We start from the raw sequence: 16,034 nt of genomic DNA, 5'->3' as shown, positions 1-16,034 counted from the left end.
ATTGTTGATCCCGTTCTAAAGTTGAGCGTGAACTCACGCAGCCTGTTCATAAATAAACGCCTCTAAGTGTGAAATAACCAATAAATAACGAAATTTTCTGTACGGAATGTGCAGGTTTTGTTGTTTTATAAATCACAAGCAGATTCAAAGCGGTTTCCCCAATTGCTTAAAACTCCATTGCAAATTCAGAGCGTAATCAAACATGAGCAGCAGAACATATTTGAAAAACGGCTTAGCTATGGCCGTAGCTGTAGTAGCGTCTTCATGGGTACACGCCTCACCTAATTATGGTGAGGTGTTACAAAAATCCATTTACTTTTATGAAGCACAGCAAAGTGGCCCATTACCAGATTGGAACCGCGTAGAGTGGCGTGGCGATAGTGGCCTGGATGATGGTTCAGACGTTGGTTACGATTTAACCGGCGGCTGGTACGATGCTGGTGACCATGTAAAGTTTGGCCTGCCGATGGCAGCCTCGGCCACCATGCTGGCGTTGAGTGTTGTGGAATACCCTGAAGCCTATGAGGGTACTGGCCAGTTAGAGCATATTAAAAATAATTTGAGTTTCGTTGCCGATTATTTTGTTAAAGCCCATTCCGATACCAACGAGTTATATGGGCAGGTAGGTAATGGTGGTTACGATCATGCCTGGTGGGGCTCTGCTGAAGTTATGACTATGGATCGCCCGGCATATAAAATTGATGCCGATAACCCAGGTTCCGATTTAGCCGGTGAAACAGCCGCAGCCCTGGCTGCAATTTCCATGGTGTTTGCTGATGATGACCCGGACTATGCCGCCGAGCTGCTCAGCCATGCAAAAGAACTGTATGCCTTCGCTGATAATTATCGCGGCGTATATTCAGACGCCATTACCGATGCTGCCAGTTATTACAATTCATGGAGTGGCTACAACGATGAAATCGTTTGGGGTGCTATCTGGTTGTATCGTGCCACCGGGGATGAAACCTATCTGGAAAAAGCCATTGCAGAATACGATAACCTGGGTACCAGCGGTCAGGGTTCTACCGTAAAAGCCTATGCCTGGACGCAAGCCTGGGACGATAAAAGCTATGGCTCCTATTTGTTGTTGGCTAAAGCAACAAGAGGTACAGACTATTACGATGCCAAATACGAAGACGATACCGAGCGTTGGCTGGATTACTGGACAGACGGCTATAACGGCGCACAAGTCAACTACACCAGTGGCGGTTTGGCCTACTTAGATGTTTGGGGTGCAGCGCGTTACTCCGCAAATACCGCTTTTATGGCCTTGGTGTATGCCGATTACTTGGATGAAAACAGCGAAGAAGCCAGTAAAGCCGATACCTACTACAACTTTGCGGTATCGCAAATGGAATACTTGCTTGGCGACAACCCGAAAGGTATTTCCTATCAGATAGGTTATTCCGATTACTACCCGGTTAAGCCTCATCACCGTACTGCCCATGGCGCCTGGGCGAACAGCATTTCATCTAACCCGACTGATAACCGACACATTCTTGTTGGCGCACTGGTGGGTGGCCCAGACTCTAATGATGATTACGAAGATGACCGCAGCGATTATTACCTGAACGAAGTCACGACTGACTACAACGCAGGCTTTACCGGTGCCGCTGCGCGTTTGTGGCTGGATTACGGTGGCGAGCCAATAGCAGATTCAAACTTCCCAGAGCCAGAGCAGCGCGATGACGAGCTATACGTGGAAGCAAAGGTTAATTCAACGGGTGATCAATATTTAGAAATTGCCTCGGTAACCTATAACCACACCGCCTGGCCAGCGCGCGCAACCGATAACCTGAAGTTCCGCTACTTTATGGATTTATCAGAAGAGTTTGATCTTGGTTATAGTGCAGACGACATCACTATAGAAAGTGGATATGCGCAATCTTCGCAAACCACCATTAGCGGGCCAATTTTATGGAGCGGCAACATCTACTATGTTGAAGTTAACTTTGACGGTGTAGAAATTACCCCAATCAGCGCAACCGATTCTAAATCAGAAGTGCAGTTCAGAATGCGCTTACCTTACAGTGCGAGCGGATCGTGGGTATACAGTACAGACCCAAGCTGGAACAGCGATTTTGCAAATGGCTACACTAACGCGACCTCGTTTGCACTTTACGAAGGCGACGAGCTTGTTTGGGGGGAAGAGCCAAGTGTCAGCTGTGATGCCGGCAGTAATTGCGCGCCCACTGCAAACGATGTAACGGCTGAAACGGGCTACGCAACATCCGTTAGCATCAACCTTAGTGCAACAGATAGTGATGGCAGCATCGCTTACTATGAGGTAGCCAGCTCGCCCGTTAACGGCACCGTGAATATTTCCGGCTCTGCCGCAACATACATACCCGATGATAACTTCTACGGTGAAGACAGCTTTACCTATACGGCCATCGATAATGAAGGTTCTGTGTCAGCGCCTGCTACCGTTTCAGTAACGGTTGCCGAACCGCTGGTGCCCTCCATATCTATCTCTGGTTTGGAAGATTACGATGAAGTTGAAGCATCTTCATACCTGGCTATAGCTGTGAGCTATGAAAACGCTGAAGGCGCTAATGTCTATATGGATGGAGCGCTTCAGGAAACGCTCAGCGCAGAAGGCACTGCATATGTAACAATGCCGGAAGAGCCAACAACCGTAACCATACTGGTCATAGCCATTGACGAAAATGGTTACGAAGTGGCTGCTGAAGACAGCGTAATTCTTACCGTGGTTGAATCAGAAGAAGAGACTACGGATGAAGATACTTCAACAGGTTCTGACGATAGCAGCACCGAAACCTCGACAAATGAAGACAGTAGTAACTCGCTTGCGGGTGGTAGTTTAGGCTGGTTGACGTTATTCATGCTGCCGGTACTGATCGCTGGCCGTAACAGAAAAACTAAATAGTAACGCTTGTTGCTGTTTTAACTACGCATCTAAGGGCAGGTTTACCTGCCTTTATTTTTTGGTTCAAAATACAGTGAGCGCTGATACATCAATAGCTCCGCGCATGGTTAGCGAAACGTCTTTAAGCTGGCTCAGATCTTATTCGCTTTCCGGGTCCTGTACGCCCTCGGCATCATCCTCAACAGGTTTCGGTGTTCTCTGCTGAGCAACCGCAATAATCTCAACATAGAACTCGGTTACCGCCTGAGCATGAACTTCATCAATTTTCTTGTTGATCTCAGCAAGGTGAACGCTTTCTGCATTGGCTTCTGTTGAGCCGAATTTACAGTCAAACCCCCAAAAGTCAGCATCGGCCGGCAGAGCCTTACCGCGTTCGCGCTTCAGGTATTTTTTAATTTCATACTTAACGGCTTCCACACGCCTATCGGTGTTCATTTTAGGGTGGATCAGAGTGAAGGTCTTTTTCATGAGGCTCCTGAGAGGCGTTGGTTTTTAAAAGTGGCTGCAGTATAGGGCACCGGCTTAGCAGAGCAAGCGCTGTGCGTTACAATTGCCAGCTTACTGCTTACCCCATTGACGAGACATGGAATCCAGAACCAGCCGGCTCGACCGCTTCATCAGCCAGAATAGCGAGTTTTCACGCTCAGAAACGCGCCTGCTGATCGCGCAAAAACGCATCCTGCTTAACGGCCAGGCTGCACATTCTGTGCAGCAAAAGGTCAGCCAATTCACCCACATAATGCTGGATGGCGCGTGCCTGAACGATAAACAACCGGTTTATATCCGCCTGCACAAACCGAAGGGCGTTGTTAGTGCCACCAAAGATACCCAGCACACAACCGTGCTCGACCTTATCGACCACCCGCAAAAGAGCGAGCTTCACATAGCCGGCCGGCTTGACCGGAACACCACGGGGCTGGTTTTGCTCACCAACGATGGAGCCTGGTCACGCAAAATAAGCCTGCCGGAAACCAAACTGAGCAAAACCTACGAAGTGACGGTCTCGAAGCCTATCACCTGCGAATATGCAGAAGCTTTTCGCAAGGGCATTTATTTTCAGTACGAGGGCATAACCACCCAGCCCGCGCAATTGGTTATTACCTCCGATTACACAGCACGGCTCACCCTGGTTGAAGGCAAATACCATCAGGTTAAGCGGATGTTTGGCTATTTTGATAACGAGGTGTTGGCGCTGCATCGAACTTCGGTTGGGGAGTATACGCTGGTTGGGTTGGCTGAAGGGGAGAGCTCAGTATTAACTTCTGAGGAAGTTCGTCACTATCAACCTGGCCTTAAATATACCGTTTAACCTCAGCAATATTGCTAACCACGATTTGTTGAGCCTCGGGTTGAGCTTCAAGCTTTGTGTGGTCAATTCCGTAGGCTTTCAATATGTAACGCACCATGGCCGCCCTGCAGTGAATTTTGAGCACTTTTCTTGTCATGTTGTAATCGGCTGCGATGATTTTTTGCTGTTCGGTGGTTAGCCGAGTGTCTGGTTTTATCTTTAAATCAACAAAATGATTCCAGTCTCTATCCTTATCAACTGTATTCTCTGTCTCATCCATAATGCCAGATTCGTTCCGAAATCTGCTAAGAACAAAATCTCGAAACTCCCGATTTTTTTCACAATAGGCTCTTACATGCCATCGGACAGGCGTGCACACCAGTGTATGTGGCGCAATGACGCGTACTTCAGGCGTAGGTGATGCTAGCGAAGAATATTCAATTTCTACACGACGCTTTTCTCGTATTGCCTGAAGTACTGGTCTGAGAATTTCAGGCTTAATGGTACGAGGAGCTATTGCCAGGATCTCTGAATGGGCAAAGGCTAAATCTAACCCCCTGTAAGTTTCTGAAAGGTCTTTGCTGCGGCTCATTACATGCAGATATTCATCTGCGGTGCCGGTGGTTACAACAGGCTTAAAATGAGGCGCAGGCTTATAGCCCTTCAGATGCGCATCGTAGATCAGGTTGCCCGGAGCAACCTCGCGGTTATAGTTATTTATATCTTTAGAAGCTTGCTGCCTGCCCATTCCAAAGCTATTGCATAAATGGTTAGTTGTTAGCCTGCCTTCCCATAGCGCAACAATTTCTATTAGCCGGTAGCGAGAGAGCAAATCCCAACGCATTGGCCATGCAGTTTGGTCGTTCATTTCAATTCCTTTTTCATTGTTCGGCCAGTCATGAACCCTGGATAGATAGTCATGTCGATTATTCAGGCAGATTATTCAAAACGTGCCTGATAATGCGACATGTACATGTCGCCAGTATAGACAGGTTGGTCATTTTTCACTGAAATAACCCCAGGAATAGCAGTAGGGCAGGGATGCCAAATTTAACCCATCAAGGCAATTGTAAAGACGGTAATTTAACGTTTTGATAGTAGATTTTCAAATTGACAAGCCTTTTATGCGGAGATAGCTTTGTGCAGTTAGTGTGAACTGGCGCACATGGAGGGAAGGGTATATGGATAACCTGAATTTCAAACACTTAAAGCAAAAGCACCGTATCGGGCGTGATGGCCTCATCAACAACCAGGTGCTTCAGATCACTGGCACCATGATGGCCGATTGTGGCGAGAGTTTGGACAGCGCTCGTTGTAAGGTGCGGGGTGATTTATGAGTGGCGCTGAAAGCACAATTCCGGCCTATATGAAGTATTGGGGGAAAGCTAAGAAAGAGCCCGATGGCGAAGGTGCAGATTACCATTTGTTGCCCTATCACTGTTTGGATGTTGCGGCGGTGGCGGATGTTTGGCTAAAAGCCTCACCGTCTTTACTTAAAAAGATTACCGGTCAGTTAGGCGTTGAAACTGAAATTGCCCGTCAATTCATGCTTTTCTTCATACTGCTTCATGATTTAGGAAAGTTTGATACGCGATTTCAGCACTTTCGTGCGGATATTCACCAATCTCTTCAGGGAGGTGATTGGTGGTTTGAAGAAGATCCAAGTTATTACTCCCATGGTTCTTGCGGCTATAAACAGTTTTGTGAAGAGTTTGAACCCAATGCGGCGATGAAGGCCGTCGCTGGCCACCATGGTTTTGTTGACGTTTCATTTGATTACTATGAACCCGAAGCAGATGATGAGCTAATCGAACTAGACGTTCAGGCCAGAAAGGAGTGGGTTCAGTTTTGCTTGGATTTTTGTCAGCTGGATGAAATCCCAAAAATAGGGGAGGTTCCTCTTCTGGCGGGGTTGTGCAGCGTATCCGATTGGATAGGTTCATCAATTACCAACTTTACGATTGACCAATCACTAGACCTAACCGACTACTATCAGCGAGCACTGCCTCGTGCCGCAGAGGCTTTAAAAGACTCAGGAATGATTGAGTCGATACAAGGGTCGGGTTTTGGGTTTTTATTTCCCGAATATCATCCCAGAGGTATTCAGTGTCTACTTGCGGATTTGCCCCTGGACGCAGGATTGACCATTGTCGAGGCGGATACCGGAGCGGGAAAAACAGAGTTTGCTCTCGCTTACGCATCTTCATTAATTCAAGCTGGTTTGGCAGACGGAATCGTGTTTGGTTTGCCGACACAAGCGACTGCAAATGGCCTGTTTGACCGAATAGGTTCGGCCGCCAATATTTTGTTTCCTGATGCCCAGGCAACACTTGCGCATGGTAAATCACACTATTTAGTTGCTGATGAAAGTGGCTTTTTACATCAGTCTAAAAAGAGGGCCTTTCTTGGCTCCGTTTCTGTAGCCACGATTGACCAGATATTGATGGGCGTACTTGGAATTAAACACCAGTTTGTTCGTTCCTTCGGTACCCGGAAGTCAGTACTGATTCTGGATGAAATTCATAGTTTTGATCCTTATATGATGGCCTTGATTGAGCAAGTCTTGAAAGGCCAACATGAAGCCTATTCAAGTGTCATTCTACTTTCAGCAACCTTACCTAATCAGATAAAACAGCAGCTTTTGGGTTGCTATCAGGGAGTATCTGAGTCGCAGGACTACCCATTAGTGAGTCACACGGATCTGTCCGGTAAAACTAATGAGTATTCTTTATCTGGTTTAAATAGCCCCAACACTAAGAAAACTGTTAATACTGAACTATGGCGCAGCAATGATTGTTTGCCAGATAGTGAACAGCTCCAAGAAATTTATAACTGGGTACAGCAAGGCGCAATGGTGGGTGTGATCTGCAACACAGTAGCCGATGCGCAACGTTTGTATCGCCAGGTATCCTTAAGTTGTGTTGAGTTTCCTGTTGATTTATTTCATGCCCGCTATACCGCTGCAGATAGAGTACGAATCGAAAATCAGGTGTTGACGAACTATGGTAAGAACGCAACACGCCAAGGCCGCTTGCTTATCTCAACACAGGTTGTTGAGCAATCTTTGGATTTAGACTTTGATATTCTGATCAGCCAGATCGCGCCAATAGAGTACTTAATGCAACGAATGGGGCGGTTATGGCGACATGACCGCGATGGTACTGAACTGTGCCCGCGTTCCGATGCTGTTGATAAACCGCTTTTTATAACTTTAATTCCTACCGCTGAAATTAAGCCGAACCAGGGCCCTGATAGTCTAAAGAAACACTATGGTGGCAGTGGCTTCGTCTACCAGAGCATACGTTGGTTGTATCGAACAGAGCAATACCTGTATGAGAACTCGGAGCTCGCATTTCCGGACTGTTATCGTAGCGCTATTAAGTATGTTCACGGGCTTGAACCCCATGTCGGAGAACCAAAAGCGCTGACTCAGTTATCAGAAGCCTTTGAGCTAAAGGGGGAGGGTAGCCATTACACCGCCCGCCAGATCAGTGCTATGCAATCAAAACCCTTAAATGATGTTGACCCGCGTTGTGCGCTGTTAACACGTGAAGGGGAAATGAGTGTGTCAGTTGTTCTTTTCAATAAAAAAGGTGGTTTGTGGCATGGCGGTAATTTTGCCGAGCAGGCAGATAGGGAGCGAAGCTTGATCTCTTTAGCGCCTAAACATGCTAAAGGTAAAAAATGCGCAGAATATTACTGCTATATAGCCGTGATTGGTGAGGATATCCAATACAACGAGATGGGCTTCATTCGTGAAGATTTGTCTGAAGAACTTAAGGTAGGGAGGTAATTTATGTATTTGTCCAAGGTTGTGGTGAACCACCATGACACCTATGAACAACACCAGGCTATCTGGAAGCTGTTCCCAGGTACACCAGAGAGAAAAAGGGATCATTTGTTTCGTGTCGAGGAGCAAAGCCAAAATAGTTGTAAGCTGCTGTTGCAATCGTCGACTCAACCCGCCTCTTGCGATGAAGCTGAAGTGCTAATAACTAAAGAGTTTAACCCTCAGCTATCAGAAGGAAGTTTCTACAAATTTAAGCTGGTTGCATATCCGACAAAATGCCTGAGTGCCGGGAAAAAGGTGGTAGAAATAAAAGAAGCTGATGCTCAAGTAGAGTGGTTGCAGCGAAAGCTTGAAGGCGCAAATGTACAGGTGACTGCAATGGATAGCTTTCTGGTTAGTAGCAAAAAAACATACAACAGCCGATACGTTTGCTTTGAAGGCATTATTCAGGTTTTAAATACGCAGCTCATAGAAAAAGCATTGGTGATGGGAATTGGCCGTAAGAAACATGCGGGCGCAGGCCTGCTTTCGTTGGCCAGAATGTCTTAAAGGAGCACTCATGTACAACAATATTTATAACGCGATACAGATTTTATCAAAAGGTGATGTGGCAGATTTGAAGCGCCGTAGCTTAGCCTCTATTGCCGATGCGCCTGCTTACTTCCGAATTTTAGCTTACAGTAAATCGCCAGACAGTAAGCAAACACAAAGAATTATTTTCCTGCTTCTCCATACGAAACTCGCTGATGGAGAGGATGGGTTATCTGTAGCGCAAGCATTAATTAATGCCGGTGTTAAAGAAGGCCAGATTATTCAGCTGGTTCGCAGTGGCGACAACGGTATTGATTATCTGAAACGTCAGCTGGTGCGCTGTAAAGATGTCAGCCAGGTCAGCTTGGGTAAGTTGGCGCAGTACTGGGGTGAAAATGCCAGAAGGCAGCTTCTAAAAGAATTTATTCTTGCAAATACTGAAAAATTTGAAACTGAATCTAACTGATTATAAAGGAATTTATCATGACTACTTTTATCAATATCCATACGCTAATTTCTCACCCTTCCTCCATGATGAATCGTGATGATTCAGGCCTTCAGAAAACAGCGGTTTTCGGCGGTACTGTTCGTAGCCGTATATCGAGCCAGTGTTTGAAACGCTCAATACGGCAGAGCGATATTTACAGCAATGCTGTTCAGGAAAAGTCCATTCGTACCAATAAATTTGATGAGTTGTTAAACCTATGCATTAAGGAAATGCCAGACTTAGAGCCAAAGCTAATTGAAGATGTGCTTCTCAATATGGGCTCAAAAGTTAAGAAAGAGAAAGATAAAGAGACTGGTGAAACTCACCGCTACTTCGATGCAGTTCAGCCCTATGCATTAGGCGCCATTCGTGAGGCGATTAACATGGTTGAAGCCGGCACGGATTTAAAAGAACTAAAGAAAACGGTTCATATCCCAACATATGATGTTGCGCTATCGGGTCGAATGGATGCCAGCTGCCCAGACAGAAACGTTGAAGCCGCGATGAGTGTTGCCCACTCTATTACTACCCACACTGCCGATATCGAAGTTGATTGGTTCACAGCCTGTGATGACCTGGCAGAACAGGGTTCAGGCCATATTGGAACAACGGAGTTTAGCTCCGGTGTTTTCTATCGTTATGCTTCGATCAACATTGATTTACTGGCGAACAACGTTAAGGCAACCGTTAGCGATGTAATGCCGATCGTTCAAACGATTATCCGATGCTTTGCGCAGGTCGCACCAACAGCAAAACAGAAAGTATTTGCTGCTCACAACCAGGCAGATTTTGTGATGGCCACTAAATCAGATCAGCCACTCTCTCTGGCGAATGCTTTTCGTAAGCCGATTGAAAACACAGGGGAGGTTATGGAAGGCTCGATTACAGCACTGGTTAAACATTATGAAAAGTTGAAAGATGCTTATGAAATAGAGTCTGAGGCTATTGCACTGGACCTTACCGGAAGTGCCCAGAATGAGCAGATTACCTGGGTGAGTAAAATCAGTGACATCAAGTTTTAAGGAGGTTTTATGCAAACCTCTACGTTAATTTTAAGGACTGAAGGTATGTCTGCTTACGGGTTGCAAACCTTTGATGTCCATCGCCGTGTTAATCATTTCCCAACCCGTTCTGCTGTCATGGGGCTTATTGGGGCTGCGATGGGGATTACCCGTGATAGGCACCGAGAATTGTTTGAATTGTCTGAGCAACTGGATATCGCGGTACAGGTGAATCAATGTGGCGAGAAAATTGTGGATTACCATACGGTTCAGAATTTTCGCAGCCCAATGGGTAAAATCCAATCCGGTACAAAGCCAACTTATCGTGAGTATTGGTGTGACAGCGAGCATACCTTTGCGATCTGTGCTGGTGAGGAGCTCGTTTCTATGCTCGCTGAGCGAGTCAAGAAGCCTGAGTTTACGCCATTTCAGGGGCGTAAGTCGTGCCCGTTGAGCCGACCTTTGTTTGAGTGTTTGAGTCAAGTTGGTAACCCTGCTAATGCCCTGAAAGCTCTTGATTTTGGCGGCCAGATATTCAGTGATGTTGCTGGTGAGAATCAGGTTGCAACATTGCAGGTTAGGGATAGAACAACCTCTGAGCCCAGAAAGTACGGGATGCGCACAGTTTACGTATGTGCAAAGCCACAGAGGCCAGCTAAAAATGGGGGTGAGAATGAATCTGCTCAAGGATGATTTCATATCAACGAATCAAGGCAAGGTCTCATTGAGAACATTGCTGACATCAGAGATTGACTACCAACTGCAGTACTACTTTGATGAGGTGCAGCTTGCCATGTTGCAGATGCTGAGCTCGTTGGCGACTGTGGTTTTGCAACCTACAGCGGTAGAGCTTAGAGACTATATTGCTAATGGCCTGACCGAAGATGTATACGATTCCAAGCTCTCTGATGTGTGCTCAGAATGGTTTGATTCGGAATGCTTCATGCGTTCTAAGCCACCAGCAAATGCAAAGAATCCAGTAGCCCCAATCACCAAATTGTTATCAGGCATAGAGTGTGGCACATCGCCGAATGCTATTGGCCTGTTCTCCGAAGTGAAGCGTGCGGAAACGATTTGCCCGGATTGTACACATGTGCTGAATTACAATTTGCATATGAACATAAAAGGTGAGTGCTTTGGTCCGACGGGTGCGACCGGGATTCGTGGTGGCGGTGCGATTAGTACGTTGGTGTCCGGTGCCAAACTGCGGCAGACAGTTATGAACAACGTTATAGCCGTAGACCTTTTCCAGAAATACTCTCAATTGGATACCGATGCTGAGTTAAAACCAATGTGGGTCACTCCATTACAAGGGGAAGTGTATCAGGCTCAAAAGATAGGGTTGGTGCGAGGGTTGTTCGCTCTTGCTTACCATATTGACTTTCCTGTTGAAGAGCGCGCTTGTCAGTGCGACGTTTGCGGCCATTCATCAGAGCAATCTGTAACCACCTTTATCCGGGAAAAATACAAAGGCTCTTACGGTTCTACTAAAACCGGGAGAGATGCCGGTGCAGGGTGGTGGCCGCATCCGTTCACCCCAAGCTCAATTCGAGAAGATGGGATATATGCAGTTTGCGCTCGTGATCAAAATTGGCACTCCTGGCAGGATTTAAGCAGCTATATCGTTGGTAAAGAGTCTGCCAGAGCGACTTTCGCACCGGCATACATTGTTCACCAATTTCAGGAGTTATCCAGTGCACGTGCCAACCTTTTAGTTGGTGGCAATATCGCTGACCAAGGGTCAGTAGTTGGCCGTGTATATGACCTTTATTCAATGCCGTCCACGCTGAGTAGACAGCTTACTAAGGTTACACAGGTTGTAGACATGGGGCTGGATTCTAAAGAGCGGCTTTCTCAGGCTCTGAATAAGATGTTTGGTATAGGCTATGACAAGAATTTTGTTACTGGGATTAAAGACCAGGCGATGAACCGCTACATATCGAATGCCCAGCAGGTCATACAAAGTATTTTACTTGATGTTGATCGCAAGGAGGCCAGTCAGCTCAGGAAAGATGCTGTTCAAGAGCTACAAAGGGAAGCCCGAAGAATCTATTCTAGTGTACAGCGTAAATATCAACATGATATGCCTTTGTTTAAAGCTCTGGTTAAAGGCGAGTACTTTCTGAATCGACAATAAAATTGGCATCAAGGAAGAACCATGAAACCCAAACTACAAGTGTTAGATCAAACCATCTCAACGACTACCAAGGATGGTATTGAGTATATTTGCATTACTGATATCGCTAAATATAAACACAGTACACGATCAGATGATCTTATCCGAAACTGGTTGCGTAACCGCAACACCATTGAATTTTTAGGTATATGGGAGCAACTGAATAACCCAAGTTTTAAACCCGTCGAATTCGACGGGTTTAAAAAAGAAGCCGGCCTTAACAGCTTTACCCTGACCCCAAAGCAGTGGATCACATCCACCGGTGCAATCGGCCTGATCTCCAAAGCAGGCCGCTACGGCGGCACCTATGCCCAAAAAGACATCGCCTTTGAATTCGCCAGCTGGATCTCCGTGGAGTTCAAGCTGTACCTCATCAAAGAGTTTCAGCGCCTTAAGGAACAGGAGTTTGAACAGCTCGGCTGGGATATCCGCCGAAACCTCGCCAAGGTGAACTACCTGATCCATACCGATGCCATTAAGGAGCATCTGATACCGGACGCACTCACTAGCCAACAGATCGCATTTGTCTATGCCAGCGAGGCCGACCTGCTCAACGTCGCCCTGTTCGGTGTGACTGCCAAACAGTGGCGCGATGCCAACCCCGGCCTGACTGGCAATATGAGGGACCACGCTAATGTTCATCAGTTGGTGTGCCTTGCCAATTTGGAATCGATGAACGCCCATTTTATTCAGCAGGGTATCAGCCAGTCTGAACGCATCGTCAAACTCAATGAGTTGGCGATCCAGCAAATGAAAGTGTTGGTTGCCGCAAACAGTAGCCAACTATTGCCCGGTGAAGGTGACTGATGTCGTTCATTCCACTAAAGCCCATCCCGCTGAAAGACCGCAACTCAATGGTGTTCGTTGGCATGGGGCGTATTGATGTCCGTGACGGTGCGTTTTGTGTTGTAGACGAAGTCAACGGTGAGCGAATGCTTATCCCAGTGGGTTCGGTTGCCTGCATCATGTTAGAGCCGGGAACGCGCGTCTCTCATGCTGCTATTAAACTGGCCGCACAGGTTGGCACCCTGTTAATTTGGGTGGGTGAAGCCGGTGTGCGCCTCTATGCCTCTGGTCAACCCGGAGGTGCGCGCTCCGATAAGTTGTTGTATCAGGCGCAGCTGGCATTGGATGAATCTTTGCGCCTTAAAGTGGTTCGCAAGATGTTTGAACTTCGCTTTGGCGAGCCTGCACCCGAGCGGCGAAGTGTCGATCAGTTACGCGGCATCGAAGGCGCAAGGGTGCGCAAAACCTATCAACTTCTGGCCAAACAATATGGTGTTGACTGGAACGGCCGAAAGTACGATCCAAAAGACTGGGAGAAGGGCGACGTCGTCAATCAATGCATCAGCGCGGCAACATCTTGTTTGTATGGCATTACCGAAGCCGCTGTATTGGCAGCAGGCTATGCGCCTGCGATCGGGTTTATCCATTCCGGTAAACCACTCTCATTTGTTTATGACATTGCAGACATTATTAAATTTGAAACCGTTGTACCGGTTGCATTTAGAATCGCTTCTAAACACCCGAAAGCGCCCGATCGTGAAGTTAGAATTGCATGCCGGGAAATTTTCCGTACCTCAAAAACCTTGAAAACGTTGATCCCCTTAATTGAGGAAGTTCTGGCCGCCGGAGATATAGAGCCACCTTTGCCACCAGATGATGCCCAGCCACCCGCTATTTCTGAGCCGGATAGTATCGGTGATAGTGGTCATAGGAGCGGTTGATATGGCAATGCTGATGGTCGTAACGGAAGCAGTACCAGATCGATTGCGAGGCCGCCTTGCTGTCTGGCTGCTTGAGATTCGAGCCGGTGTTTATGTTGGCGATGTTTCCCGGCGTATCAGGGAGATGATCTGGGAGCAGGTGGATGCACTTGCAGAAGATGGCAATGTAGTGATGAGCTGGGCAACCAATACGGAGTCTGGTTTCGAGTTTGTTACTTACGGTGAGAATCGTCGTGAACCCATAGGTATTGATGGCATGAGGCTGGTTAAATTCAAGCCTGTTCAGTGCAGTAAATAATCCAATAAAAACTTGGTAGATTGAAAACAATCTAAATTGTTCTTTAAAAACAAGCACCTATAATTAGACCGTTCCCCGCAGACGCGGGGATGAACCGGTTATTGTACCGTGCCAGCTTCTCTTTCATTCCCGTTCCCCGCAGACGCGGGGATGAACCGTGCGGAGCATCTATTTTAGATGATGATATAGTCCGTTCCCCGCAGACGCGGGGATGAACCGGCGTTTTAGTTGCTGGAGCCACAATATTAAACCCGTTCCCCGCAGACGCGGGGATGAACCGTTGGCAAAGTGATGATGCTTTGGATGTCTGGTCCGTTCCCCGCAGACGCGGGGATGAACCGTTGTGTTTGTTGATGATGTTGCGACGGGTTCTCCGTTCCCCGCAGACGCGGGGATGAACCGGGTTATCACGAAAAGCCCTTGCCGTTGACTGACCGTTCCCCGCAGACGCGGGGATGAACCGGACCCGAAGCGTGGACTATTCTCATTTATCGGCCGTTCCCCGCAGACGCGGGGATGAACCGTTGTTGATAAGAGGGGGTGTGGACTGCTCTTACCGTTCCCCGCAGACGCGGGGATGAACCGCCGCAATCGATGGCATGCAGACTATCGCAGCCCCCGTTCCCCGCAGACGCGGGGATGAACCGAAATTTAGAGCGCCAGCCGGAGTTGATACGCTCCGTTCCCCGCAGACGCGGGGATGAACCGTTATTTGTGAGTACGTTTCATTTAATGCAGCACCGTTCCCCGCAGACGCGGGGATGAACCGTGGGGTTTAGACGAGCAGCAAGAACTGATTCACCGTTCCCCGCAGACGCGGGGATGAACCGACATTAATTCCCACCTATAACGAGCACAACGGCCGTTCCCCGCAGACGCGGGGATGAACCGTATATCTGGCGGGTCATACAAAGTTTCGACAGCCGTTCCCCGCAGACGCGGGGATGAACCGGTAAAACGTCATTTCATTCTGCGAGACGTTTGCCGTTCCCCGCAGACGCGGGGATGAACCGCGCAAAAAAGCATTCCCATGCAACGGAATGGCCCGTTCCCCGCAGACGCGGGGATGAACCGGCTGGATTTGGTGACAATGAGCAAACTATCTGCCGTTCCCCGCAGACGCGGGGATGAACCGCAAAATTCCCGCATCGTTTCTGGTGCAATGTCCCGTTCCCCGCAGACGCGGGGATGAACCGCCGGTTGATGAGTCTGTTAATTTTTGGGAATACCGTTCCCCGCAGACGCGGGGATGAACCGAGGCAGGTCATTAGAACCCGGCGCCACCAACTCCGTTCCCCGCAGACGCGGGGATGAACCGCGCCAATAGATGTAGTTTGAAGCATCGTAATTCCGTTCCCCGCAGACGCGGGGATGAACCGCCGCCCATGCCATCGCTCGTGAGTGTTTCACGCCGTTCCCCGCAGACGCGGGGATGAACCGCATTGAGACATCAGCACACGGAGTATACAACCCCGTTCCCCGCAGACGCGGGGATGAACCGCTAACTGCTGCATTTACCGCTGCTGCTACGGCCCGTTCCCCGCAGACGCGGGGATGAACCGTCGACTCAATAGCAGACCTTGCAGATTTGAGTCCGTTCCCCGCAGACGCGGGGATGAACCGTCTAGCATCAACGGCCTGATTGATGGCATGAACCGTTCCCCGCAGACGCGGGGATGAACCGTTACTGACGGGTACTCCAGCGCGATAATCCGCCCGTTCCCCGCAGACGCGGGGATGAACCGTTAGACCCTCGGATCAGATGAGTGGGTTTTAACCGTTCCCCGCAGACGCGGGGATGAACCGCAATGGGGATATAGCGCTCAGGCGATAATTGACCGTTCCC

14 protein-coding genes and 1 CRISPR repeat array (1 of these 15 running past the window's edge) are annotated in these 16,034 nt (G+C 48.2%); of the genes, 12 read left to right on the top strand and 2 right to left on the bottom strand.

All coding sequences use genetic code 11. The features are described 5' to 3' along the window. The first annotated feature begins 238 nt into the window (after positions 1-238). The gene (locus tag BCF53_RS14240; RefSeq protein ID WP_132702569.1) at positions 239-2,890 is read left to right on the top strand and encodes a glycoside hydrolase family 9 protein; all 2,652 of its coding nucleotides are present in this window, start codon (positions 239-241) and stop codon (positions 2,888-2,890) included. Positions 2,891-3,028: 138 nt separating this feature from the next. Here BCF53_RS14240 and BCF53_RS14235 read toward each other — a convergent pair whose 3' ends face one another. Continuing rightward, a complete protein-coding gene (locus BCF53_RS14235; protein WP_132702512.1) occupies positions 3,029-3,358 on the bottom strand; it encodes a DUF6172 family protein in 330 nt (109 codons plus the stop codon). Between the two features lie 115 nt (positions 3,359-3,473). On the opposite strand from BCF53_RS14235, the gene BCF53_RS14230 reads away from it, so the two are divergent. After that, on the top strand, positions 3,474-4,199 hold the full coding sequence (locus tag BCF53_RS14230; protein WP_132702510.1) for a pseudouridine synthase: 726 nt from the start codon (positions 3,474-3,476) through the stop codon (positions 4,197-4,199). On the opposite strand, the gene BCF53_RS14225 is transcribed toward BCF53_RS14230, so the two are convergent. Beyond that, entirely contained in the window at positions 4,183-5,046 is an 864-nt protein-coding gene (locus tag BCF53_RS14225) for a helix-turn-helix transcriptional regulator (RefSeq protein WP_132702508.1), read from the bottom strand. The genes BCF53_RS14230 and BCF53_RS14225 overlap by 17 nt on opposite strands. A gap of 313 nt (positions 5,047-5,359) precedes the next feature. On the opposite strand from BCF53_RS14225, the gene BCF53_RS19225 reads away from it, so the two are divergent. Genes BCF53_RS19225 through cas2e form a run of 10 tightly spaced genes read left to right on the top strand, consistent with a single transcriptional unit; the run spans position 5,360 to position 14,188 of the window. Next, positions 5,360-5,515 carry a hypothetical protein gene (locus tag BCF53_RS19225; protein ID WP_165901925.1) on the top strand — a complete coding sequence of 52 codons (156 nt, stop codon included), beginning with the start codon at positions 5,360-5,362 and terminating at the stop codon, positions 5,513-5,515. Further along, positions 5,512-7,971: a CRISPR-associated helicase/endonuclease Cas3 gene (gene cas3, locus BCF53_RS14220; protein WP_132702506.1), complete on the top strand. Its 2,460-nt coding sequence runs from the start codon at positions 5,512-5,514 to the stop codon at positions 7,969-7,971. The genes BCF53_RS19225 and cas3 overlap by 4 nt, the downstream gene beginning before the upstream one ends. Positions 7,972-7,974: 3 nt before the next feature. Beyond that, positions 7,975-8,517, top strand: coding sequence for a type I-E CRISPR-associated protein Cas6/Cse3/CasE (gene cas6e / locus BCF53_RS14215; protein WP_132702504.1), 543 nt, complete (start codon positions 7,975-7,977; stop codon positions 8,515-8,517). Positions 8,518-8,527: 10 nt separating this feature from the next. Beyond that, positions 8,528-8,965: a type I-E CRISPR-associated protein Cse2/CasB gene (locus BCF53_RS14210; protein WP_132702502.1), complete on the top strand. Its 438-nt coding sequence runs from the start codon at positions 8,528-8,530 to the stop codon at positions 8,963-8,965. 17 nt (positions 8,966-8,982) lie between these two features. Next, positions 8,983-10,008 (top strand): type I-E CRISPR-associated protein Cas7/Cse4/CasC, encoded by a 1,026-nt coding sequence (cas7e, locus tag BCF53_RS14205; protein ID WP_132702500.1) that lies wholly within the window; start codon positions 8,983-8,985, stop codon positions 10,006-10,008. 9 nt (positions 10,009-10,017) lie between these two features. Next, entirely contained in the window at positions 10,018-10,680 is a 663-nt protein-coding gene (gene cas5e / locus BCF53_RS14200) for a type I-E CRISPR-associated protein Cas5/CasD (protein ID WP_132702498.1), read from the top strand. Then, complete coding sequence (locus BCF53_RS14195; protein ID WP_132702496.1) at positions 10,661-12,124, top strand: type I-E CRISPR-associated protein Cse1/CasA; 1,464 nt, start codon at positions 10,661-10,663, stop codon at positions 12,122-12,124. The genes cas5e and BCF53_RS14195 overlap by 20 nt, the downstream gene beginning before the upstream one ends. 21 nt (positions 12,125-12,145) lie before the next feature. Continuing rightward, positions 12,146-12,970 (top strand): KilA-N domain-containing protein, encoded by an 825-nt coding sequence (locus BCF53_RS14190; RefSeq protein ID WP_132702494.1) that lies wholly within the window; start codon positions 12,146-12,148, stop codon positions 12,968-12,970. Further along, complete coding sequence (cas1e, locus tag BCF53_RS14185; protein ID WP_132702492.1) at positions 12,970-13,890, top strand: type I-E CRISPR-associated endonuclease Cas1e; 921 nt, start codon at positions 12,970-12,972, stop codon at positions 13,888-13,890. Before BCF53_RS14190 ends, cas1e begins: the two co-directional genes overlap by 1 nt. 1 nt (position 13,891) lies before the next feature. Continuing rightward, a complete protein-coding gene (cas2e, locus tag BCF53_RS14180) occupies positions 13,892-14,188 on the top strand; it encodes a type I-E CRISPR-associated endoribonuclease Cas2e (RefSeq protein WP_132702490.1) in 297 nt (98 codons plus the stop codon). Positions 14,189-14,256: 68 nt separating this feature from the next. Beyond that, a CRISPR array of direct repeats spans positions 14,257-16,034; the repeat unit is 29 nt; unit sequence CCGTTCCCCGCAGACGCGGGGATGAACCG; it runs 1,302 nt beyond the window's last position.

Source organism: Reinekea marinisedimentorum, assembly GCF_004341165.1.
GTDB lineage: Bacteria > Pseudomonadota > Gammaproteobacteria > Pseudomonadales > Natronospirillaceae > Reinekea > Reinekea marinisedimentorum.
The sequence above is the reverse complement of the archived record's forward strand: the minus strand, read 5'-3'. Positions and strand labels throughout refer to the sequence as shown.

Coding starts and splice junctions, on each gene's coding strand:
- cas1e (WP_132702492.1), top strand. CDS start 12,970: ATGTCGTTCATTCCACTAAAGCCCATCCCGCTGAAAGACCGCAACTCA.
- cas6e (WP_132702504.1), top strand. CDS start 7,975: ATGTATTTGTCCAAGGTTGTGGTGAACCACCATGACACCTATGAACAA.
- BCF53_RS14225 (WP_132702508.1), bottom strand. CDS start 5,046: ATGAACGACCAAACTGCATGGCCAATGCGTTGGGATTTGCTCTCTCGC.
- BCF53_RS14230 (WP_132702510.1), top strand. CDS start 3,474: ATGGAATCCAGAACCAGCCGGCTCGACCGCTTCATCAGCCAGAATAGC.
- BCF53_RS14190 (WP_132702494.1), top strand. CDS start 12,146: ATGAAACCCAAACTACAAGTGTTAGATCAAACCATCTCAACGACTACC.
- cas3 (WP_132702506.1), top strand. CDS start 5,512: ATGAGTGGCGCTGAAAGCACAATTCCGGCCTATATGAAGTATTGGGGG.
- BCF53_RS14240 (WP_132702569.1), top strand. CDS start 239: ATGGCCGTAGCTGTAGTAGCGTCTTCATGGGTACACGCCTCACCTAAT.
- cas5e (WP_132702498.1), top strand. CDS start 10,018: ATGCAAACCTCTACGTTAATTTTAAGGACTGAAGGTATGTCTGCTTAC.
- cas7e (WP_132702500.1), top strand. CDS start 8,983: ATGACTACTTTTATCAATATCCATACGCTAATTTCTCACCCTTCCTCC.
- BCF53_RS19225 (WP_165901925.1), top strand. CDS start 5,360: ATGGATAACCTGAATTTCAAACACTTAAAGCAAAAGCACCGTATCGGG.
- BCF53_RS14210 (WP_132702502.1), top strand. CDS start 8,528: ATGTACAACAATATTTATAACGCGATACAGATTTTATCAAAAGGTGAT.
- BCF53_RS14195 (WP_132702496.1), top strand. CDS start 10,661: ATGAATCTGCTCAAGGATGATTTCATATCAACGAATCAAGGCAAGGTC.
- BCF53_RS14235 (WP_132702512.1), bottom strand. CDS start 3,358: ATGAAAAAGACCTTCACTCTGATCCACCCTAAAATGAACACCGATAGG.
- cas2e (WP_132702490.1), top strand. CDS start 13,892: ATGGCAATGCTGATGGTCGTAACGGAAGCAGTACCAGATCGATTGCGA.